At 65.4% G+C, this 20,346-nt stretch carries 22 protein-coding genes; 7 read left to right on the top strand and 15 right to left on the bottom strand.

Features of this window, described 5'->3' with window-relative positions:
* Positions 1-62 precede the first annotated feature (62 nt).
* The 6 genes from QOL62_RS10145 to coxB form a co-directional block, all read right to left on the bottom strand.
* Positions 63-884, bottom strand: coding sequence for a cytochrome c oxidase subunit 3 (locus QOL62_RS10145; protein ID WP_103728576.1), 822 nt, complete (start codon positions 882-884; stop codon positions 63-65).
* Positions 885-980: 96 nt separating this feature from the next.
* Positions 981-1,577 (bottom strand): cytochrome c oxidase assembly protein, encoded by a 597-nt coding sequence (locus tag QOL62_RS10140; RefSeq protein ID WP_103728043.1) that lies wholly within the window; start codon positions 1,575-1,577, stop codon positions 981-983.
* Positions 1,577-1,702, bottom strand: a complete 126-nt coding sequence (locus tag QOL62_RS10135) for a hypothetical protein (RefSeq protein WP_255400403.1) — start codon at positions 1,700-1,702, stop codon at positions 1,577-1,579. The genes QOL62_RS10140 and QOL62_RS10135 overlap by 1 nt, the downstream gene beginning before the upstream one ends.
* A 25-nt stretch (positions 1,703-1,727) precedes the next feature.
* The gene (locus QOL62_RS10130; RefSeq protein WP_283406138.1) at positions 1,728-2,654 is read right to left on the bottom strand and encodes a heme o synthase; all 927 of its coding nucleotides are present in this window, start codon (positions 2,652-2,654) and stop codon (positions 1,728-1,730) included.
* Positions 2,655-2,775: 121 nt separating this feature from the next.
* Positions 2,776-4,461 (bottom strand): cytochrome c oxidase subunit I, encoded by a 1,686-nt coding sequence (gene ctaD, locus QOL62_RS10125; RefSeq protein WP_103728042.1) that lies wholly within the window; start codon positions 4,459-4,461, stop codon positions 2,776-2,778.
* 29 nt (positions 4,462-4,490) lie between these two features.
* The gene (gene coxB / locus QOL62_RS10120; protein ID WP_283406137.1) at positions 4,491-5,549 is read right to left on the bottom strand and encodes a cytochrome c oxidase subunit II; all 1,059 of its coding nucleotides are present in this window, start codon (positions 5,547-5,549) and stop codon (positions 4,491-4,493) included.
* A 208-nt stretch (positions 5,550-5,757) separates the two neighbouring features.
* Here coxB and pyrE point away from each other — a divergent pair, with 208 nt between their 5' ends.
* Genes pyrE through ruvX form a run of 6 tightly spaced genes read left to right on the top strand, consistent with a single transcriptional unit; the run spans position 5,758 to position 10,094 of the window.
* Positions 5,758-6,339, top strand: a complete 582-nt coding sequence (gene pyrE, locus QOL62_RS10115) for an orotate phosphoribosyltransferase (protein ID WP_103728040.1) — start codon at positions 5,758-5,760, stop codon at positions 6,337-6,339.
* 20 nt (positions 6,340-6,359) lie between these two features.
* Positions 6,360-7,100 (top strand): pyridoxine 5'-phosphate synthase, encoded by a 741-nt coding sequence (locus QOL62_RS10110; protein ID WP_103728039.1) that lies wholly within the window; start codon positions 6,360-6,362, stop codon positions 7,098-7,100.
* A 25-nt stretch (positions 7,101-7,125) separates the two neighbouring features.
* On the top strand, positions 7,126-7,530 hold the full coding sequence (acpS, locus tag QOL62_RS10105) for a holo-ACP synthase (protein ID WP_103728038.1): 405 nt from the start codon (positions 7,126-7,128) through the stop codon (positions 7,528-7,530).
* Between the two features lie 35 nt (positions 7,531-7,565).
* On the top strand, positions 7,566-8,501 hold the full coding sequence (gene lepB, locus QOL62_RS10100) for a signal peptidase I (protein WP_283406136.1): 936 nt from the start codon (positions 7,566-7,568) through the stop codon (positions 8,499-8,501).
* Positions 8,502-8,505: 4 nt separating this feature from the next.
* Entirely contained in the window at positions 8,506-9,627 is a 1,122-nt protein-coding gene (locus QOL62_RS10095) for a DUF3089 domain-containing protein (protein WP_283406135.1), read from the top strand.
* Positions 9,627-10,094, top strand: coding sequence for a Holliday junction resolvase RuvX (gene ruvX / locus QOL62_RS10090; protein ID WP_103728574.1), 468 nt, complete (start codon positions 9,627-9,629; stop codon positions 10,092-10,094). The genes QOL62_RS10095 and ruvX overlap by 1 nt, the downstream gene beginning before the upstream one ends.
* Positions 10,095-10,101: 7 nt before the next feature.
* Here ruvX and QOL62_RS10085 read toward each other — a convergent pair whose 3' ends face one another.
* The 4 genes from QOL62_RS10085 to argH are packed head-to-tail and all read right to left on the bottom strand — an operon-like array spanning position 10,102 to position 13,819.
* On the bottom strand, positions 10,102-10,890 hold the full coding sequence (locus tag QOL62_RS10085) for a precorrin-2 dehydrogenase/sirohydrochlorin ferrochelatase family protein (RefSeq protein ID WP_283406134.1): 789 nt from the start codon (positions 10,888-10,890) through the stop codon (positions 10,102-10,104).
* Positions 10,891-10,918: 28 nt separating this feature from the next.
* Entirely contained in the window at positions 10,919-12,178 is a 1,260-nt protein-coding gene (gene lysA / locus QOL62_RS10080) for a diaminopimelate decarboxylase (protein ID WP_283406133.1), read from the bottom strand.
* 8 nt (positions 12,179-12,186) lie between these two features.
* A complete protein-coding gene (locus tag QOL62_RS10075; RefSeq protein ID WP_103728033.1) occupies positions 12,187-12,441 on the bottom strand; it encodes a hypothetical protein in 255 nt (84 codons plus the stop codon).
* A gap of 4 nt (positions 12,442-12,445) precedes the next feature.
* Entirely contained in the window at positions 12,446-13,819 is a 1,374-nt protein-coding gene (gene argH / locus QOL62_RS10070) for an argininosuccinate lyase (RefSeq protein WP_103728032.1), read from the bottom strand.
* Positions 13,820-13,838: 19 nt separating this feature from the next.
* Here argH and QOL62_RS10065 point away from each other — a divergent pair, with 19 nt between their 5' ends.
* Positions 13,839-14,438 (top strand): TlpA family protein disulfide reductase, encoded by a 600-nt coding sequence (locus tag QOL62_RS10065; RefSeq protein ID WP_233203762.1) that lies wholly within the window; start codon positions 13,839-13,841, stop codon positions 14,436-14,438.
* Between the two features lie 132 nt (positions 14,439-14,570).
* Here the strand turns inward: QOL62_RS10065 and QOL62_RS10060 are convergent, their stop codons facing one another.
* From QOL62_RS10060 to QOL62_RS10040, 5 genes are all read right to left on the bottom strand, one after another.
* Positions 14,571-15,488, bottom strand: coding sequence for a glyoxalase (locus QOL62_RS10060; RefSeq protein ID WP_283406132.1), 918 nt, complete (start codon positions 15,486-15,488; stop codon positions 14,571-14,573).
* A gap of 1 nt (position 15,489) precedes the next feature.
* The gene (locus tag QOL62_RS10055) at positions 15,490-16,848 is read right to left on the bottom strand and encodes an aromatic ring-hydroxylating oxygenase subunit alpha (protein WP_283406131.1); all 1,359 of its coding nucleotides are present in this window, start codon (positions 16,846-16,848) and stop codon (positions 15,490-15,492) included.
* 97 nt (positions 16,849-16,945) lie between these two features.
* On the bottom strand, positions 16,946-18,205 hold the full coding sequence (locus QOL62_RS10050; protein ID WP_283406130.1) for an MFS transporter: 1,260 nt from the start codon (positions 18,203-18,205) through the stop codon (positions 16,946-16,948).
* 27 nt (positions 18,206-18,232) lie between these two features.
* Positions 18,233-18,649, bottom strand: a complete 417-nt coding sequence (locus QOL62_RS10045; protein WP_283406129.1) for an EthD domain-containing protein — start codon at positions 18,647-18,649, stop codon at positions 18,233-18,235.
* Between the two features lie 16 nt (positions 18,650-18,665).
* Positions 18,666-20,258, bottom strand: coding sequence for an NHL repeat-containing protein (locus QOL62_RS10040; RefSeq protein WP_283406128.1), 1,593 nt, complete (start codon positions 20,256-20,258; stop codon positions 18,666-18,668).
* Between the last annotated feature and the right edge of the window lie 88 nt (positions 20,259-20,346).

The following is a 20,346-nucleotide window of genomic DNA, read 5'->3' as shown; positions in this document are numbered from 1 at the left end:
TGATGCGAAAAGGGCAGCCGAAGCGTGTCCGGCTGCCCTTTTCGGATGTCGTGGCGGGTCGATCAGTGCGTGGGATAGCCCCAGCCACCCCAGACGTAGACGGCGACGAAAAGGAACAGCCACACCACGTCGACGAAGTGCCAGTACCACGCCGCAGCTTCGAAGCCGAAGTGCTGGCGCGGCGTGAAATCGCCGTTGTAGGTACGCTTGAGGCAGACGATCAGCATGATCGTGCCGACAATCACGTGGAACCCGTGGAACCCCGTCGCCATGTAGAAGGCCGAGCTGTAGGTGTTGCCGCCAAAGCCGAACGGCGCGTGCATGTACTCGTACGCCTGAATGAACGAGAAGAGCACGCCCAGCAGAATCGTCGCCCACAGGCCTTTCTTCAAGCCATCCCGATCCCCGTGGATCAGCGAGTGATGCGCCCAGGTGACCGTGGTGCCGGAACACAGCAGGATCAAAGTGTTGAGCAGCGGCAGCGCAAACGGGTCCATGACGGCTTCGATAGCCTTGGGGGGCCACTGGCCGCCGATGGTCTCCGCAAGTTCCGAGGGAAACAACGAGAAGTCGAAAAACGCCCAGAACCAGCCGACGAAGAACATCACCTCCGAGGCGATGAAAAGGATCATGCCGTAGCGCTGGTGGAGCTGCACGACCGGGGTGTGGTCGCCCGCATGCGCCTCCTTGACGATTTTCGAGAACCACATGAACATCGCGGCGATCAGCAGCGCGAAACCGGCCCAGGGCACGAAGCTGCCGCCCGGCATGTCGTGCATGAACAGGACCATGCCCGAGGTGAACACGAAGGCGCCGACCGTCGTCGCCAGCGGCGCGATGTCAGGCGGAAGGATATGGTAATCGTGGTGCTTCGTGCCTGCCATGCTGCCTTCGTCCCCGTTCATCCAGTCTCAATTGCCGCCTGCCGCCCCTTGCATCCGGGCAAGGCATTGTACGCGCAGGCGCTTCCCGTGTCGGCCTTAACCGCCAGTTCCTGCTTGGTCCAGAGCCTTTCCACCGGCGTCGCCGTCACTTACCGACGTCACGTGGAAGGTGTAGCTCAGGGTGATCTGCTCGACGTCCTTGTTGTTCACGTCGTTCAGGATCGCCGGATCGATGTAATAGAGAACCGGCATGCGCACTTCTTCGCCCGGTTTTAGGGTCTGCTCCGTGAAGCAGAAGCACTGCACCTTGTTGAAATACCGCGCCGCCTGTTCCGGTTCGACGTTGAAACTTGCCGTGCCGACGATGGTCTTGTCTGAGGTGTTCTTCGCCCAGAACAGCGCCATGTCGCGCCCGCCGATCGTCACCGTGTCCGTGCGCTGCAGCGGCTTGAACTCCCAGGGCATCCCCCGCTCGACGTTGGCATCGAAGCGCACGGACATCGTCCGGCCGCTATCCTGAACCGTGGCGGCCCTCGCCTCGTCGACGCGTTGGGTGGTGCCACCGAAACCCGTCACCTGACAGAAGATGCGGTACAGCGGCACTGATGCGAACCCCAGTCCAAGCATCGCCACGGCAGCCGAGGCCGCCATCAGCGCAACCTTGCGGTTGCTCGAAGCCCTGCCCGCGCTCATCAGCCCATCTTTGCGATCGATATGAAGAACACGAGGATCACGAAGCCGGCAAGGCTCAGTGCCAGCACGCGGTTGCGGCTGCGACGGATCTGCTCGAAAGTCTGCTGGTCCTTGGGTTCCGACATGGTCCTGTCCGTCAAAGCGCTTGAATCAAAGAGGGATGTAGCGGTCAACGACCAGCGCGGCAAACAGGGCGAAGAGGTAAAGCACGGAGTAGGCGAACAGTCGCTTTTCCGGCTTCATGGCGTCATCCTCGCCACTGCGCTCGCGCAGGCCCACACGAATCGAGAGCACAAGAAAGATGCTCGAGAGGACGAGCGCCGAGACGCCGTAGATCGCGCCGGCATGCTCGTCGCCAGGCAGCCACCACGGGAGAGCGCTCAGCGGAAGGAGGAGCACAGCATAGGCGAGGATCTGGCGGCGAGTGGCGCGTTCCCCCGCCACGACCGGCATCATCGGGATGCCGACCTTTGCGTAGTCCGTCTTCACGAAGAGCGCGAGCGCCCAGAAGTGCGGCGGTGTCCAGAAGAAGATGATGGCGAACAGCACGACCGGCATGGGTGTGATCTGTCCGGTCGCGGCAATCCAGCCGATCAACGGCGGGAAGGCACCCGCCCCGCCCCCGATGACGATGTTCTGCGGCGTACGCGGTTTGAGCCAGATCGTATAGACCACCGCGTAATAGACGATCGATATCGCCAGGATCGCCGCGGCAAGCCAGCTGATCGCAAAGCCCATCAGGAACACGGATGCGGCGCAAAGCACGCCCGCGAAATCCCGGGCTGTCGTCCGGTCGAGCCGTCCCTGGGGCAGCGGCCGCTTGGCGGTGCGCTTCATGCCCGCGTCGAGATCCGCTTCCCACCACTGGTTCAGCGCCGCCGCGCCGCCCGCGCCCATGGCAATGCACAGGATCGCCGTGAACCCGAGAACCGGGTGGATGGTCTGCGGCGCGGCAAGAAGGCCGCACAGGCCGGTGAAAATCACCAGGCTCATCACCCGTGGCTTCGTCAGCGCGATGAGATCGCGCCAGTCGGCGGGCATGGGCGTGGCGGCAGATGAGGGACTCGTCGGATTCATGATCATCGCTCTTACACCCGCGTCCGCCTGAAAAGCGAGGGGGCCGGATGCAAGCAATCCAGGGCTGCCCGCGCGAGTGGCCCTGGATTGCTGGTTCAGGCTTGGCGGGAGGCCTTGCCGATCAGTGGTGCGCCGTCTCGCCGATGACCGGGAGGGTTTCGAACTGGTGGAACGGCGGCGGGCTGGACAGCGTCCACTCGAGAGTGGTGGCGCCTTCGCCCCAGTAGTTGTCTGCTGCGCGCTTTCCGGCGGTGAACGCGTAGATGATGTTGATGAACCAGACCACAAGGCTGGCCGCCATCACCATGTAGCCGATCGTCGCGACGTGGTTCCACTGGGTATAGGCGTCCGCGTAGTCGGGATAGCGGCGCGGCATACCCTGCAGGCCCAGGAAGTGCATCGGGAAGAAGATCATGTTCACGCCCACGAAGAACACCCAGAAGTGGACGTGCGACAGGAACTCCGAATGCATGCGACCGCTCATCTTCGGGAACCAGTAGTAGAACCCTGCGAAGAGCGCGGTGACGGCACCGAGCGACAGCACGTAGTGGAAGTGCGCCACCACGTAGTAGGTGTCGTGCAGCACGTCGTCGACACCGCCGTTGGCGAGCACCACGCCGGTGACGCCGCCTACGGTGAAGAGGAAGATGAAGCCGATCGCCCAGACCATCGGCGACTTGAACTCGATCGAACCGCCCCACATGGTCGCGATCCACGAGAAGATCTTCACGCCGGTCGGCACCGCGATGACCATGGTCGCGGCGGTGAAGTACATCTTCGTGTTTACCGACAGTCCGGTCGCATACATGTGGTGGGCCCACACGATGAACCCGACCACGCCGATCGCGACCATGGCATAGGCCATGCCGAGGTAACCGAACACCGGCTTCTTCGAGAAGGTGGAGACGATCTGCGAGATGATGCCGAAGCCCGGCAGGATCATGATGTACACTTCGGGGTGGCCGAAGAACCAGAACAGGTGCTGGTACAGGACTGGATCGCCGCCGCCCGACGCATCGAAGAACGTGGTGCCGAAGTTGCGGTCGGTCAGCAGCATGGTAATCGCCGCAGCAAGTACCGGGAGCGACAGCAGCAGCAGGAACGCCGTGACCAGCACCGACCAGACGAACAGCGGCATCTTGTGCAGGGTCATGCCCGGCGCGCGCATGTTGAGGATGGTGGTGATGAAGTTGATGGCGCCAGTGATCGAACCCGCACCGGCGAGGTGCAGGGCGAAGATACCGAAGTCAACCGCTGGCCCGGGCGAACCCGAGGTGGAGAGCGGGGCGTAGACCGTCCACCCGGTGCCGGCGCCATTGCCCGTGCCGCCCGGAACGAAAGCCGAGAACAGCAGCGAGATGAAGCCGAAGAACGTCAGCCAGAACGAGACGTTGTTCATGCGCGGGAACGCCATGTCCGGCGCACCGATCATGAGCGGCACGAACCAGTTGCCGAACCCACCGATGATGGCCGGCATCACCATGAAAAACACCATGATGAGGCCATGGGCAGTGATCAGAACGTTCCACGTATGCAGGGTGGAGTTGAAGTCCGGGTTCACGGCCCCGAACCACGTCGCGAACGTATCGAGATACTGGATGCCCGGTTCGGCAAGTTCGACGCGCATCATGCCGGAGAAGAGACCACCGACAATCCCCGCGAAGATCGCGAAGATGAGGTACATCGTGCCGATGTCCTTGTGGTTGGTCGACATGAACCAGCGCGCGAAGAAGGCCGGCTTGTGATCGTGGTCGTGGTGACTGTGGTCTTCCGGATGCGCCTGGAAGTGGTCAGCGGTGGTTGCCATGGTTCGGGACCCTGTCCTCTAATTCGCTATTATTCGGCTTCGGCGGTCGCATCGACCACGGGGGCTTCGGAGGCATCCGCCGTCGGAACGGGGGCTGCCGTAGCCGGAGCCGGCTTGTCCTGGCCGTCGATTTCGCCGCCGGCATGCGTGAGGACCCAGGCGTTGTATTTGTCGCGCGGAAGAGCTTCGATGGCGATCGGCATATAGGCATGCTTCACGCCGCACAGCTCGGAACACTGGCCGTAGTAGACGCCCGGCTTCTCGATCACGAGCACCTTCTCGTTGATACGACCGGGCACCGCGTCCAGCTTGAACCAGAGGGAGGGAATGGCGAACGAGTGGATGACGTCTGCGGCGGTGATCTGCAGGCGAATCGGTTCACCCACCGGCACCACCATGCGGTTGTCCACTTCGAGTTGCGAAGGGCCGTCCCAAGGCTGCGAGCCCACTTCGCGCACGCCGTTGTTGATGACAGGCGCGCCCGGCACGTTCAGCATGTTCGAGATGACTTCAAAGTCACCGTTGTCAGGGTAGCCGTAGGTCCAGAACCACTGATTGCCCGTGACCTTGATGGTCAGCGCATCCTTGGGAGCGGGCTTGTACTGCTTCGCGATGAGGTCGATCGAAGGAACGGCGATGCCGACCAGGATGAGCACCGGCAGCAGCGTCCACACCACTTCGAGAAGCGTGTTATGGCTCGTCTTGGAGGCAATGGGATTGGAGCGGCGGTTGAAGCGCACGGCCACGATCACCAGCAGAAGCAGGACGAACAGGGTGATGAGGCCGATCACCCAGAGCAGCCCGTGGTGAATGGCATGGCCGTATTCACCCACCTTGGAGAACTGTTCCTGCAGACCGATGCCGCCATCGACCGGCATGCCGATCCCCGGCGTGGGTGCCATGGGCGTGTAGCTGCCCGCGCCGGACGCCTGCGCCGCGCCATTGGCGGCGCCGGTAGCCAAAGCGGACGGAGCGGCAGGCGCTTCCTGCGCGAAAGCCGGCAATGCAGTGGTCAGAGCAGCGGCGAGGGAGAGAGCGAGCGACGAGACCGCCCTTCCCACGCCGAACGAAGTCTTGCCGGATGTCATGGTTTTTTGCGCTTCCACTTCCTTCGAACGCGCGGACCGTATCGACCGCTCTCGCGCGCACCCCTGTTATGAAGGCGTTCTGCCCCCTTTGGGCGGGGCTATACGCGGCCTTGCCGCCCGTCTCAAGCGCCTCTAGGGGAATTTTTGCCGTAACGCGCAGGCGAACTGCGCGACATCGCTCGAAAAACGCTCCAGAGGTAAGTCATCCATGCTCGAAGAAGAGGTCCTCGCCGAATTTCGCGCCAGCAAGGCGCTGTTGGAAGGGCACTTCCTGCTCTCGTCCGGTCGCCACAGCGCGCATTATCTTCAGTGCGCGCGTGTCCTGATGAACCCGGATCGTGCCGCTCGTCTTGCCGTGGCCATCGCCGCCAAGTTGCCGCACGATATTCGCAAGCAGATCACCAAGGTCGTCTCGCCCGCAATGGGCGGCGTCATCATCGGCCAGGAAATGGGTCGTGCGCTGCAGGTTGACGCAATGTTCGTCGAACGCCCCACCGGCACCTTCGAGCTGCGCCGCGGTTTCTCGCTCGAGCCGGGCGACAAGGTGCTCATGGTCGAGGACGTGGTGACCACCGGCCTCTCCAGCCGCGAAGCCATCAAGGCCATCGAGGAGGCCGGTGGCATCGTGATCGCGGCGGCTTCGCTGGTCGATCGCTCGGCCGGGGCGGTCGATCTCGGCGTGCCGTTCTTCCCGCTCGTGGCGCTCAACTTCCCGACCTATGCTCCGGACGAACTGCCGCCCGAACTCGCCGCCACGCCAGCCGTGAAGCCGGGCAGCCGCGCCCAGTAACGAACCGATGGGATAAGCCAATGAACGTCCACAACCCCGCGCGCCTGCGCCTCGGCGTCAACATCGACCACGTCGCGACGATCCGCAACGCGCGCGGGGGCGAGCATCCCGATCCGGCGCGTGCGGCGCAGATCGTGGCGGCTGCCGGTGGGGACGGGATCACCGTGCACCTGCGGGAGGATCGGCGGCACATCCGCGACGAGGACCTGCAGCGCGTGGCGGACGCCACCGGGTTGCCCATCAACCTCGAGATGGCCGCGACCGACGAGATGCTCGATATCGCCCTGCGGCATCGCCCGCACGCCGCCTGCATCGTGCCCGAACGGCGCGAGGAGCGCACGACCGAGGGCGGACTTGACGCGGCGGGTCAGCACAACCGGCTGGCGCCCATCGTCGGCCGCCTGTCCGATGCAGGGATCCGCGTCAGCCTGTTCATCGCGCCGGAGCCGCGTCAGATCGAGGCGGCCATGAAGCTCGGCGCACCGGTGGTGGAATTCCACACGGGCGAGTACGCGCACGCGCAAGGCGAGCAGGTAGCGCACGAATTGCGGCGCATCGTCGACATGGCCGCGCTCGCGGCCAAGAACGGGATCGAGCCTCACGCCGGACATGGCCTGACCTACGACAATGTGCAGCCCATCGCCGCCATACCGCAACTGGCGGAACTGAACATCGGCCACTACCTCATCGGCGAAGCGATCTTCACCGGCCTGGAGGCCAGCGTGAAGAAGATGCGCGCGTTGATGGACGAGGTACGGTGATGAAGGCGCGACCGCGGGCAACGGCATGATCATCGGTCTCGGCTCCGATCTGTGCAACATCGAGCGCATCCAGAACTCGCTCGACCGTTATGGCGAGCGGTTCCTCAACCGCGTGTTCACACAGACGGAGCGGGCGAAGGCCGCGCGCCGTCCGCATACGGTCGCCGGGACGCTCGCCAAGCGGTTCGCGGCCAAGGAAGCCTTTTCCAAGGCGGTCGGCACGGGATTCAAGGCGGGCGTGTTCATGAAGGACATCGGTGTCGTCAACGCGCCCTCCGGTGCTCCGACTCTTGCGCTCACGGGCGGAGCCCGGGCCCGGCTCGAGGCGATGGTTCCCCGCGGGCACGAGGTGGTGGTGCATTTGACCCTCACCGATGATCACCCCTGGGCGCAGGCGTTCGTGGTGCTCGAAGCGCGTCCGCTTCCTTGATTACATTCAACTCTCACGCGAGTTTTCTCTCCGACATGACGGAACAGACCGCCCGGACGGACAAGCATCCGGCCAACCAGGGCACCGTTGAAGCGAGCCAGCCGCAGGCCCGGGCGACGCACTGGCTGCAGGAACTGCGCGGCCTTGCCTTCATGCTGCTGGGCGTCCTGGCCTTCCACTCTCTGGTCGCCAAGCCGTTCTACATCCCCTCGATCTCGATGATGCCAGGACTTCTGGTCGGGGATCGGCTGGTCGTGTCGAAGTATCCCTACGGCTGGAACTGGTCCTCACTGAGCTTTCACCTGCTCCCCCGCTCGGCCACGCGCATCCTCGGCAAGGTGCCGGAATACGGCGACATCGTGATCGTGGTTCCGCGCAACCGGAACGCTGACCTCATCAAGCGCGTGGTCGCCCGCCCGGGAGACCGCATCGCCGTGATCGACGGACGTATCCGCCTCAACGGCCGCTTCATCCCTCGCGAGATCGAGCCGCCGGTGCAGATCGCCGCCGACGATCACCTGACCTGCGAGGGTCAGGAGCCCGGCCATTGCTACGACGGCTTCGAGCAGTACCGAACCCGCTTGCCCTCCGGGCACGAGGTCTACGAGCTGCCCACCTACCGAGAAACGCTCCCGAACGGCGCCAGCTACCAGACCATCGACTACATCGACCAGCGCCTCGACAACTATCCTGAAACGATCGTCCCGGAAGGCCATGTCTTCCTGATGGGAGACGACCGGGATCGCTCCGCCGACAGCCGGGCGCCCTTCTACACCAACAGCCGCGGGCAACCCGATGGCGGCCTGGGCGGACCGGTCCCGCTGTCGGACATCGGTGGGCGGGCCGAGTTCATCACGTTCTCGCTCGACGGTTCGCAGAGCTGGAACCCGCTCTCCTGGTGGTCGGCGCTTCGTGAGGGGCGGGCCTTCACAAGCCTGCGGCCCCGGACGGACGCGGCAAAGGCGTACTGATCCCATGGCGCGCAAGTTCCTCTACCTGATCGCGGGTCTGACCGTAGCGGTTCTGGCGCTGATGCTGGCCTTGTGGTTCTGGTCCGACGACCTGACTGAGATGGCCTTCGTGCCGACCACGTCCTTCGCTGAGCAGCAGGCACTGCCGCCCGAAACCTGGGAGAACCCGTCCATGTGGGTCGCCCGTCCCGGCAAGAAGGACGATCCGTCACGCTGGCTGCCCCCGGGGTTCGCGGCTCCCCAAGCCAGGCTCCCCGTGGCGGTGTTTTTCCTGCATCCGACGAGCTACATAGCGCGGGACGCCTGGAACGCCTCGCTGGATGACGGCGCAAGCCGAGAGCGGGCCGACCTCTTCGTGCAGGGCATGGCGAGCCCGTTCAACACAGCGGAGGCGGTATGGGCTCCGCGCTATCGCCAGGCGGCGGTCGGTGCCTTCCTGACCGCCAAGCAAGAGGCAGGACAGGCGATCGACCTCGCCTATGCGGACGTGCTGGCATCCTTCGAGATCTTCACACGGCACCTGCGGCCGGGGCAGCCCATCGCCCTTGCCGGTCACAGCCAGGGTGCCTTCCTCCTCCGCCGGCTCCTGCGCGATCGCGTGGCGGGCAAGCCGCTCGCCGAGCGGCTGGTCGGCGCCTGGGTGATCGGCTGGCCCGTGTCGCTCACCCATGACCTGCCGCGCATGGGCGTGCCGGCATGCACGCGGGCCGACCAGCCCGGCTGCATAGTGAGCTGGCTTTCGGTCGCCGATCCTGCCGAAACGGGAATGTTGCTCAAGGCCTATGCCCGCCGCACCGGACTCGACGGCCAGCCGGTCGGCGGCAGCGCGTTCCTTTGCACCAATCCGTTGAACGGCACGCCCGGTTCCAGCGCGGGCGCAGCATCGAACCTGGGAACGCTCGTCCCCGATTTCGAGGCGCGAACCGGCAAGCTCGTTCCCAAGGCCGTGCCCGCAAGCTGCGGTGCCGACGATTTCCTGCACATCGGTCCGCCACCCAAGCTCGAGCTTGGCGCTTACGTGCTTCCCGGAAACAACTACCACCTCTATGATATGACCCTGTTCTGGGCCAATCTGAGGGCTGACTTCGAAAGGCGAACCCAAGCGTGGCTGGCGAACCAGAAGTGATCATCACCACCAGCGCGCTCGCCTTTCGCGACGCCCTGCCCGACGCAGGCACGCTGCTGGGGCTGGACCTTGGAACGCAGACCATCGGCACCGCCTTCTGCGATGCCGGCTGGCGCTTCGCCTCTCCCGGCAAGACAATCAAGCGCGGCAAGTTCGGCGCGGACAAGGCCCTGCTCGAAGCCCTGATCCGCGAACGCTCGATCCGGGGCGTTGTGATCGGATTGCCGCTCAACATGGACGGCTCAGAAGGTCCCCGCGCACAGTCGAGCCGTGCGTACGCGCGCAATCTGGGCGTGCTGAACCTGCCGATCCTCTTGTGGGACGAGCGCTGGTCCACCACCGGCGCGGAGCGCGGCCTGATCGAACAGGACATGAGCCGCGCCAAGCGGGCCACGCGGATCGACTCGGCTGCGGCCGCAGTGATCCTGCAGGGCGCGATCGACGCTCTGGCCGGTGGAATGTTCTGAAAAGCGCCTAGAGCGGGCGCCGCAGGATAACCGTCAATGCACGCGATGAAGCGGGAGGTGTCCCTTCGGCTAGACTGCGGCGGACGGCGTCAGCACGCACGCGATCAAGAATTTGCGCTCCGATGTCTTCGTCATGCAGCACCACGTCCGCCGTGCCGAGGAGCCGCGCCTCACGAAGGGTGAGATCGTCCGGATCCTCGCTGCGCAGGCGAATTTCCACACTGCCGCCGCCCGTCGCGCGGGCACCCGCGAGCCACTGTTGCACGCGCGACGCGCCGTTCTCCGCCAGGGGATCGAGCACCCCTCCGGTGGCAAGCGCATCATCAATGGCGCGCCGTCGGGCAACCGCATCGGGGAAGCGTTCCCGCAGCGCCGCCCGCGCGCCTCTCAGCCCCGTCGCGAGAGATCCGAGCGACTGAGGGAGCAAGACCTCCAGACGCAGGCGCAGCTGCTTCGCGAGCCCGGCCGATGCGCCGCCGGTTCCCACCGCCACCAGCACGGGGGAGCGGTCGAGAATGGAAGGAACGGTAAAGTCGCACAGGGCCGGTCGATCCGTCGCGTTCACCAGCATTCCGGCCCGGCGCGCCCGGTCCACATCCGCCTGCGCCGAGGCATCGTCCTCGTGTGCGACGAAGGCGAGCCGCGCCCCTTGCGCCTCTCCGTCCTCGATCGTGGTCAGGACGAGCGCCCCGGCCCGCTCCACCAGCCGCCGCTTGGCCTCGGCGGCGTCCCCGTCACCCAGCACGACCACCGGCTTCCCGGCGATCCGATGAAATAGGGGCAGCGCGTCGATCATGCGCGAGCCGGCGGCAGCGGCAGCGGCATCAGGCGAGCCAGTCCGGCACCTGCTCGGCCGCCAGGATCGTCGCGGGATCGATGCGGTTCGCAACGATCGCCCACTTGTCACCGTCGACCATCACCTCGGGCACCAGCGCACGGCTGTTGTAGGTGTTCGCCATCGTCGCGCCATAAGCGCCTGCCGTCCGGAATACGGCAAGATCCCCCGCCTTCACGGCGTCGATCGTGCGTCCCATTGCAAAGGTGTCGGAGCTTTCGCAGATCGGGCCGACGATGTTGGCCGTCATGCTTTCCCCGCTGGGCTGCACGGCCGCAAAGTCGTGCCAGGCGTCGTACATGGCAGGCCGCGCAAGATCATTCATCGCCGCGTCCACCACCACCCACGGGGCGTTCGTGCCCTGCTTGACGCGCACGACTTCGGTGACGAGCACGCCCGAGTTGCCGGTGATCACCCGGCCCGGCTCGAACATGAGCGTTACGCCCCAGTCGGCGGCCACCTCGGCGACCATGCGGCCATAGTCGGCCGGTGTCGGCAGGGCATCACCCGCCTTGTACGGCACGCCAAGGCCACCGCCCAGGTCCATGTGCGTGACCGAGAGGCCGTCTGCGCGCAGCGCTTCCATCAGCGCCCCCATCTTGATGAAGGCCTGACGGGAGGGTTCGAGATCGCTGATCTGGCTGCCGATGTGAACGGCAAGTCCGCGCATCTCCAGGCCGGGCAGGGCCGAGAGCCGCGCGTAAATGCCCGGCGCACGATCATAGGCGATGCCGAACTTGTTCTCCGCCTTGCCGGTGGAGATCTTGGCGTGGGTGCGCGCATCCACGTCCGGGTTGACGCGCAGCGTGCAGGTGGCCCTGCGGCCCAGTTCGAGCGCGATCCCGGAGAGTTCGACGCCCTCCTCCTCGCTTTCCAGGTTGAACTGCCCGATCCCGGCGCGCACAGCCGCCGCAAGTTCGGAGCGGGTCTTGCCGACGCCGGAGAAGACGATGTCCTCCGCCTTCATCCCGGCCGCCAGTGCGCGGTTCATCTCGCCTTCGGAGACGACGTCAGCGCCGTAGCCTTCCGAAGCGAGCAGGCGCAGGACGGCGAGGTTCGGGTTGGACTTGACCGCAAACGCGATGTGCACCGCCGGAAGTGCGGACAGCGCCTCACGGAAGACGCGTGCGTGGCGTGACAGGGTCGCGCGGGAATAGACGTAGACCGGCGTACCCACTTCGCGGGCGATGGCGGACAGAGGCACCTGTTCGGCGTGGAGTTCGCCGGCGACGTATTCGAAATGATCCATGGAAAGGCTTACTCGGGCTGGGGCGCTTCGGGCGGCGGCAGGTCGAAGGGATCGTCCTGCCGCTCCTCCGAGCGGGTGCGCAGTTCGACGCTGCGCTCGGGAATGGCGATGGTGGGTGTCGTGAGCAGTTCCGTGGCCCCAGGTTTGTCCGCACGCCCATAAGGCGCCGGCGGCAACTGCTGCCCCGGTTTCAGGCCGAGTGCCGAGCGTTGCCCGCACGCGGCGAGGCTCAGAAGCATCACGGCGATCACGACCTTCTTCATCGAATTACTCCAGACCGAGGGCGGCGCGGGCTTCGGCCACCCGCAGGCGCACCTGATCGGGCGCGGTCCCGCCGTGCGACTTGCGGGCGGCGACCGAAGCCTCGACCGACAGCGCCTTGAATACGCGGTCGTCGATGCGGTTGTCGATGGCCTGGAGATCCTCCAGCGGCAGCGCGTCGAGCGCGATCCCGCGCTGCTCCGCCAGTTTGACCGCAGCGCCGGTGATGTGGTGCGCTTCACGGAAGGGGATGTCGCCTTCGCGCACCAGCCAGTCGGCAAGGTCGGTCGCGGTCGCGTAGCCCAGTTCGGCGGCAGCGCGCATCCGTTCGGTGCGGAAGCGGGTGTCCGCGACCATCCCCGTCATCGCCGCGATGGAGAGCGCCAGCAGGCCGGACGCTTCGAACACCGGCGGCTTGTCATCCTGCATGTCCTTCGAATAGGCGAGCGGCAGGCCTTTCATCGTCATCATCAGCGACATGAGGCAACCGGAAATGCGGCCCGCATGGCCGCGGACCAGTTCGGCCGCATCCGGGTTCTTCTTCTGCGGCATGATGGAACTGCCGGTCGAAAGCGCGTCCGGCAGGGCGACGAAGCCGAAGGGCTGGCTCGCCCAGATGATGAACTCCTCCGCCAGGCGCGACAGGTGCAGTGCGCACTGGCTGGCTGCCATCAGGTAATCGAGCGCGAAGTCCCGGTCCGACACCGAATCGAGGCTGTTGTCCGTCGGCCCATCGAAACCGAGCGCCTGGGCGGTCATCTCGCGGTCGATCGGGAAACCGGTCCCGGCCAGCGCCGCAGAGCCAAGCGGGCTGCGGTTCATGCGCGTGCGGGCATCGGCAAAGCGCGAACGGTCACGCCCGATCATCTCGTAATAGGCCATCAGGTGATGGCCGAGAGTGACTGGCTGGGCAGTCTGCAGGTGCGTGAAGCCCGGCATGATCGAATCGGCGTGTTCGGCCGCACGGGTGACGAGCGCCACCTGTAGCGCTTCAAGCCCGGCATCGGCCTGATCCATGGCGTCGCGCACCCAGAGACGGAAATCCGTCGCCACCTGGTCGTTGCGCGAGCGTGCCGTGTGGAGGCGTCCCGCAGCAGGCCCGATGAGCTCTGCAAGGCGCGACTCGGTGGTCATGTGGATGTCCTCGAGGTCCCAGTCCTCGGGCACGCCGTTCGCCTCGTACTCCGCGCCAACAGCGTCGAGGCCGTCGCGGATCGCCACCGCATCGGCATCCGAAACGATGTCGCAGGCGGCCAACATGGCGACATGCGCCTTGCTCGCCGCGATGTCCTGCCGCCACAATGCCTTGTCGAAGGGGATCGAGGCATTTATCTCGCGCATGATCGCAGACGGTCCTTCCGCGAACCGTCCGCCCCACATAGCATTGGAGCTGCCCGTCTTGTCTTCCCGTTCGCTCAAGTCGCTGTTCCTGTATTCGCTCGTCGGGGCATCGGCCCTCATGATCGCCGGCTGCGATAGTAAAGGCGGCAAGGACGCGCAACCGCAGGCTTCTCAAGAAGCGAGCAGGGGCGCACCGGCAACGGTGCCGGAGACCGATGGCAAGCTCGACCGATCCCACAAGGGCGAGCCGATGCCGACGGTCAGCCTTGTCGACAACACGGGCGAAAGCCTGGAGCTTTCGTCGTTCAAGGGCAAGCCGCTGCTCATCAACCTGTGGGCGACCTGGTGCGCGCCCTGCATCGCCGAAATGCCCACGCTCAACGCGTTGATCGGCCGCGAGGCCGAACTTGGCATCACCGTCCTGCCGATTTCGCAGGACATGGGACAGACGGACAAGGTTGTTGAGATCCTGCGGAGGCGTGAACTGGAGCAGATCCAGCCCTGGGTCGACGAACAGGGGGATCTCGGCTTCCAGTACGGGGGTAACCTGCCCGTCACGGTTCTGTTCGATGCGCAGGGCAAGGAAGTCTGGCGCTACACCGGGGGGAACGACTGGTCCTCGCCCGCAGCGCTCAAGCTCATCGCCGAAGCCAGGTAACGGCCGCCTCCTGGGAAGGACCGGCTCGGACCACGATCGCGAGCGGCTGCAACCGCGATGCGGCGCTATGCCACCTCTGCATCGCCGATGGGTATGGCCGCGCTTCTGCGCGCCGAAGAGAAGGCCGCGCGGTCAATCACCTTGCGGGGGGCTGATGGTGCCCACCTGCGACCCGACGGCCGGGTAGCCGGGCGGCGTCTCCTGGGTCAGCCAGATGAGCCGGCCGTGCGCCGCGCCCGGATCGATGGCGAAGCGTGTGCTCACCTCACCGATCAGCGGCAGGCCCCGGCTCTCCAGCCACGCGGCGGCGGCCGCCGCGTCGCGCACCTTGAAGACAAGATGGCAGATCCCCTTTACCTGTGCCGCGTGCTCCGCGATGGCCGAGCCGGGCGAGCCCGCAATCGCCTCCAGAGCCGTGTCGCCCATGGCGAAAGCCGTGCAGCACCCCTCCGGGAGTTCCCGCGTCCCGAGTTCCGGCCACTCCAGACGTTCTGCGAAAAGCGCCCGGGCCTCGGTCTCGGAGGGCGTGCTGACGCCGACGGCCTGAAGCCCCTCGATGCCAAGCGGGTGATCCGCAGCCGGGCGCCAGTGAGGAGCCCGGCGCGGATCGTTGGGCATGTCCTGCCGCACGATCTCCAGCCGGACACCCAGCGCCTGCCCGCGCGGTACCAGGAAGTAGTGCGTCTCCATTCCCGGATCGTAGTGGCGCTTGAAGCCGCGAGCGGCGAACCAGGCATCCGCCTCCGCAAGATCGCTCACCTTGAGCGCCAGTCCGATCCAGCGCATGGGTGCGGCGGACCGGCGGAGCATATCACCCAGAGGTGAACCTTCCCGAGCGCCGCCCCCGGCCGGGGCGATGGGAATGACCATGGTGTCGCCGATGAGCATCAGCGACTCCTCCCGATCGAAACCGTACGACTCCGTCTCGGGCGTGATCAGCATCTCGTAGACGGTCCGCGCCCCGAAGATATCCCTGAAGAAGGCGTCACAGGCAGGACGACCGGCGTTGTCCGCCAGCGCCCAGCTGACATGGACGAGGGGAAACTGCACGTCAGTAGGTCCTTGGCGCACCCGTTCCCATGAATCTTGCCAGGTTCATATGCAGCGAGGCGACGGAACGCTCCATATAGGGGTTGGGCTGTCCGCCCCGGAAGCCGACGTTCTTCATTCCCTGCTGCACCGCCGCCATGTTTGCAAAGTCCTGCTGAAGCACCGGCGGCCAGTCCTGCGGTTCGGTATACTCCCACTCTGTTGCGGGCGCTTCGCCTTCGGGCCACAATTCGTAGACCGCCGCCTCGAAGATGCACTTGTCCGGGTCCGTGCCGTAAGGACGTGCCTGGTAGCACAGCATGTTGTTGACGGCGTGACCGATCTGGAAGTTCGGAAAGATCTGCCAGGCGGTGCCAGCCTGCGCCGTATGGGCCGGGTCGACCTGCGCCCAGACGACACCGCGTGCCTCGTCCTCGGCGCGAGCGGTCTGCAGCCAGTACTTCGAAACGTCCGCGGCGGGGGTGCCCTCGGGCAATTCGTCCTTCAGGCGGTTGGCGACGCTTACCAGCGTCATCGTGGTGTTGGTATTGGCATTCGCCCAGGTGAAGTTTTGCATTTCCGCCGTGGTCGCGCGCGGATCCTCACCGGTCCCGAGGCGAAGCTTGCCGGAATCCTCCTCCTGCCCCTTGGGCGCGTCATAGCCGATGTTGGAATGCAGGCCCTGATTGCGCGCCCAGCCCCGGAACTGGCCGAAATCCATGAACTCGGGATGCGTGGTGGAGACGTGGTAGGTTTCGCAGAACGCCTCCATCGCCACCTTCCAGTTGCATTCAAAGATCACCCACTTGCGCCACCGGGGGCGCATGTTCTCCAGCCCGTACGGGTCGAGCATCGCGGCTGCCGGGTTGAGGTATTCCGCCAGCGGCCCTGCCTCCGCATCGAGGTTGATCCAGATCCAGCCGCCCCAGGTATCGACGCGAACAGTGCCAAGGTCGGCCAGCCCACCGCACAGGTGTCCCTGCCAGTCCTCCTGATGTTCCACATAGGTGTTCGCGCCATCGAGGCCGAACGTCCAGCCGTGATAGCCGCAGATGAAGTTCTTGCGAGTACCGCGCGCGTTGCGCTTGCCTGCAGGAACGTCCACCAGCTTGCGGCCCCGGTGCGGGCAGACATTATGGAAGGCGCGTATCTCCTGAGCAGAGGCGCGCACGATGATGACCGAATCGTGGACGATGTCGAAGGTGATGTAGTCACCGACTTCGGGTATATCCTCCAGACGTCCGGCCTGGAGCCAGACCTTGCGCCAGAGCCGGTCGACCTCGGCGCGGGCGTAGTCTGGCGAGATATACGCCTCTGCCGGGACGTTCACAGGAGCGACCAAGTCTTCGGGCGCCTGAACGATCTTGCCGATTTCGCCCATGGGTATCCTCATCTTGCTTGTGCGATTTTCCGCTCGTTATCTCACTATCAGAACGGAGGCGCAAATCGCCGGAGCGGTTAGCGGACCCGGCGCTGCGTCAGTGTTCCACCGTTGAGGTGCGAGGCAGCGTGCCGATCGCCACGCTGCTCGCCGCCATGAAGGCCATCGCGAGCCAGAGGAACCCGGCGTAGCTTCCCGTCCGGTCGTACACCTGCGCGGCGGCGAGAGGCCCGATGGCCGTGCCGATCGACAAGGCCGCCAGCAGCCCTCCGTAAAGGCCGCCGAAATTCTTCAGGCCGAAGTGGCGGGTGAGCAGGTAGACCACCACGTCGATCTCCGCCCCCAGGGTGAGCCCGATCAAGGCTGAAGCGAACCCCATCGCCACGAACGAGCCTGCGCCCAGGAGAAGAAGCAGGCAGCCGAGCACCGGCAGCAGGAACACCGCTGCCCCGACGAGAGAGGCCGGCAGACGGTCCAGCAACGCGCCGGTGCCAAGCCGGCCCGCAAGCGAGAACCAGCCGACGAAGGAGGCGATGCCTGCCGCCAGCATCGGCGATGCGCCCGAGTCGCCCAGGATCGCCGTGAAGTGCACCACCAGCGCAATGACCGTGAAGGTGAAGAGCAGGCTGGCGATGAAAAGGCGATGGTAGACGTTGGAAGTCAGCCCTTCCCGCAACGTGGCGCCCGGCAGGTCCGCTGGCCTTGTCCCTGCGTCTTCCACCTTCTGCATGCGCCCCTTGTCGTAGCGGCCGTGGAAGAACAGGAAGATCACCGGGAACGAAACGGCGAGCCAGATCAGCGCCTGGACCGGGAATGCCCCGCGCCAGCCGAAGCTGCCGATCAGCCACATTGCCATGGGCGGAAAAACGCCAGCCGCTATAGACGCCCCGCACAGGGTAACCGCGAAGGCCATGCCGCGCGAGGCGGTGAAACGCGAAGCGACCGCGCTTGTCCAGACCGAGGCCTGCACGGGCAGCGCGGCAAGGGCGACCAGCCCCCACGAGAGATACCAGTTCAGAAGCGAACCGTCGGCCGTCCCCAGCAACGCGAAAGCGATCCCAAGCAGCGCCAGCCCCGCCACGCCGAACCGTCGGGGGCCGAAGCGATCCACGGCAAGACCGATGAAGACGCCGCCCACAGCCTGCACAAGCGTTGCCAGCGTCAGGCCAAAGGTCACCTCGGTGCGGCTCCAGCCGAATTCCTGTGCGACAGGACCGTAGAAGGGGCCGATGCCATAAATGTGAATGACGCTGGTTGCGTACCCCAGCCCCGCCGCCACCGGGAGGAAGGGGTAGGCGCGCCATTCGTCGCGAGCAGTGGGAGTTGCGACGGGTACGGCGGCAGAAGGCGCGTGCATCGTCACCCTTCCCGCGCCGCCGGCGGATCAATCTTCATAGCGCAGGTCCACGCAGGTCTTCTCACCGTTCGGCCCCATGGGGGAATCGTACTCTTCGATCACGGAGACGACGGGATTGTCGTGACTTGCAAAGAGCCGCGCCTCGTCCTCCTTCACGAATTCCAGTCGCGACGGGTCGGAAATGATGGCCTGGCTGCGCTCGAAATCTTCGCGGCTGTCCCACCAGATCTCCATCAGGCAATCGTAGCCCGGATCGATGACCTGTCCCGTCACCGGGTTCTTCTCGGGCTTGAGATAGCGGCGCACGTAACGGCGCGCGCCAGGGATCGAAGGCGCCCTGCCCTGTCGCTTGGACAGCTGCGAATGCTGGTTCTCATAGTAATCGAGGAACGCTTCCATGGTCATGTCGGGGCGTTTGCGGAAGAAGCAGATCTGCTTGAACATCGGCTGGCTCCTTGGCCTAGAGGCGCCGCAGCGCGATGACGCTGCCCTCTGCGTCGGCGGAAAGATAGACGGTGCCGTCCGGAGCCACGGCAACGCCGCAGAACGTGTTCATCGGCCCGCACATGTCCCCGACGCCGCCAAGCTGTACCAGCTGTGTCCCCTGCGGACCGCCGATCGGAAGATCACTCGCCACCGTTTCCCGCGTACCGCCGGACAGATCGCAGGCGACAAGCGCATTGGCCCCGGGATCGACGACGAAGAGCGTGCCGCCCGCGATCGCCAAACCCTCAGGCCGGGCAAGCCCGTCGAGCACCGTTTCCGCACGGCTGCCGACCAGCTTGACGACACGTCCCGCCCCGCTTTCCGCTACGAACACCGTACCGTCGGCGGCAGTGGCCACACCCATGGGGCGATCAAGCCCGGCCGCCAGTTCCGAAACCCCGGCCCCTTCGATGACGTGGACCTTTCCGGTCCCGAACTCAGCGAAGACGATGCCCTTCTCGCTCATTGCAATCCCCATCAGGCGGTCATGCCCGCTCGACAGGACTTCCATCTCGGTAGCAGCAGGCTTCCAGCGGGCCACATCCCCGTTGGCGGTGGTCACGATCCACTCGTCCGGCCCGCTCGCCGCAACGTCGCGCACCCAGCCCGGAAAGCCGGGAGAGAACAGCATGCCCGCAAGTTGCAGCGGTTCGCCAGGGCGGAGGAGGTAGGTGAAACCGCCATCCGCCACGAGGACGTGTCCATTGCTGTCCACGGCCAGGCCCAGCGGCCACTGCAGGCCCTTTTCCACCAGAGCACGGGTCTGCCCCGACCCGGTGATTTCCGTGATGGAGCCGTTGATGTGGCTGACGAACGTGCGCCCGTCCACGAAGGCGACGTTGTCCAGCCCCGGGCCGATATCGGCCAGCACCGACTTGTCACCGGTGCGGGGGTCGATCTTCAGGACCTGCCCGGAATAGACCTGTGTTGAAACGATGTAGCCGTCCGGGTGGAACTTCACCGAGTCCGGAACCCCAAGGTCGCGTGCGACGACCTCAGGCTCCCCGCCATCAAGCGAGATGCGCCAGATCTCGTTGGCGCCTTGTGCGGGGAAATAGAGCTTGCCGTCGGGCCCCACTTCGAAAGCGTTGGCCATCGGCACACCCTCGAAGATCACACGCGGAGCGCCTCCGTTCCGGTCCAGTTCGAGGATGCGTCCGCCCATCCGCAGTTCACCGGCTATGAGGCGGTTCTGATGGTACGTGATCGGGTTGGCCACCGGTACGTCGCCGTGAATGACCTTGTACTCCCCGGATGGCGTCATCATCGAGACTCGCCCTTCCGTGATCTCGGTGCAGTAGAGGTTGCCAGCTTCATCGAAAGCAAGGTCGTCTGGCCCGATGATGCCCCCACCATTGGGCGAGATCGTCTCGATCGCGCCGGTATTGACGTCGACAGCGCTGACCTTGCTGCCCGCGACCTGCGCCACGTAGATGCGCCCATCCGCACCTGTACGGATGCCGTTGGCACCGTTGAGGCGGCTGGCGGGCGTCATGCGGTGGAGCCCCCATCCCTCTCCGGGCGTGGCGGTGATCGCATTGGCGTTTCGACCCGCAGCTTCGAGCATGTATACATCCCTCTCCGCCGGCCTGTGAAGCCGGTCGATCCAGGGTTCAACGGTAGAGCCCGATCGCCCCGCGCGCAACGCGATGACG

The sequence above is a fragment of the Novosphingobium panipatense genome, assembly GCF_900182875.1.
Lineage (GTDB): Bacteria > Pseudomonadota > Alphaproteobacteria > Sphingomonadales > Sphingomonadaceae > Novosphingobium > Novosphingobium panipatense.
Note: the sequence above shows the minus strand (reverse complement) of the source record. Positions and strands in the feature narration are given on the sequence as shown.

Bases quoted from the DNA above. Each gene is read 5' to 3' on its own strand.
- QOL62_RS10145 (WP_103728576.1), bottom strand. From the start codon at position 884: ATGGCAGGCACGAAGCACCACGATTACCATATCCTTCCGCCTGACATC.
- QOL62_RS10140 (WP_103728043.1), bottom strand. From the start codon at position 1,577: ATGAGCGCGGGCAGGGCTTCGAGCAACCGCAAGGTTGCGCTGATGGCG.
- QOL62_RS10135 (WP_255400403.1), bottom strand. From the start codon at position 1,702: ATGTCGGAACCCAAGGACCAGCAGACTTTCGAGCAGATCCGTCGCAGC.
- QOL62_RS10130 (WP_283406138.1), bottom strand. From the start codon at position 2,654: ATGAATCCGACGAGTCCCTCATCTGCCGCCACGCCCATGCCCGCCGAC.
- ctaD (WP_103728042.1), bottom strand. From the start codon at position 4,461: ATGGCAACCACCGCTGACCACTTCCAGGCGCATCCGGAAGACCACAGT.
- coxB (WP_283406137.1), bottom strand. From the start codon at position 5,549: ATGACATCCGGCAAGACTTCGTTCGGCGTGGGAAGGGCGGTCTCGTCG.
- pyrE (WP_103728040.1), top strand. From the start codon at position 5,758: ATGCTCGAAGAAGAGGTCCTCGCCGAATTTCGCGCCAGCAAGGCGCTG.
- QOL62_RS10110 (WP_103728039.1), top strand. From the start codon at position 6,360: ATGAACGTCCACAACCCCGCGCGCCTGCGCCTCGGCGTCAACATCGAC.
- acpS (WP_103728038.1), top strand. From the start codon at position 7,126: ATGATCATCGGTCTCGGCTCCGATCTGTGCAACATCGAGCGCATCCAG.
- lepB (WP_283406136.1), top strand. From the start codon at position 7,566: ATGACGGAACAGACCGCCCGGACGGACAAGCATCCGGCCAACCAGGGC.
- QOL62_RS10095 (WP_283406135.1), top strand. From the start codon at position 8,506: ATGGCGCGCAAGTTCCTCTACCTGATCGCGGGTCTGACCGTAGCGGTT.
- QOL62_RS10085 (WP_283406134.1), bottom strand. From the start codon at position 10,890: ATGATCGACGCGCTGCCCCTATTTCATCGGATCGCCGGGAAGCCGGTG.
- lysA (WP_283406133.1), bottom strand. From the start codon at position 12,178: ATGGATCATTTCGAATACGTCGCCGGCGAACTCCACGCCGAACAGGTG.
- QOL62_RS10075 (WP_103728033.1), bottom strand. From the start codon at position 12,441: ATGAAGAAGGTCGTGATCGCCGTGATGCTTCTGAGCCTCGCCGCGTGC.
- argH (WP_103728032.1), bottom strand. From the start codon at position 13,819: ATGTGGGGCGGACGGTTCGCGGAAGGACCGTCTGCGATCATGCGCGAG.
- QOL62_RS10055 (WP_283406131.1), bottom strand. From the start codon at position 16,848: ATGGGCGAAATCGGCAAGATCGTTCAGGCGCCCGAAGACTTGGTCGCT.
- QOL62_RS10050 (WP_283406130.1), bottom strand. From the start codon at position 18,205: ATGCACGCGCCTTCTGCCGCCGTACCCGTCGCAACTCCCACTGCTCGC.
- QOL62_RS10045 (WP_283406129.1), bottom strand. From the start codon at position 18,649: ATGTTCAAGCAGATCTGCTTCTTCCGCAAACGCCCCGACATGACCATG.
- QOL62_RS10040 (WP_283406128.1), bottom strand. From the start codon at position 20,258: ATGCTCGAAGCTGCGGGTCGAAACGCCAATGCGATCACCGCCACGCCC.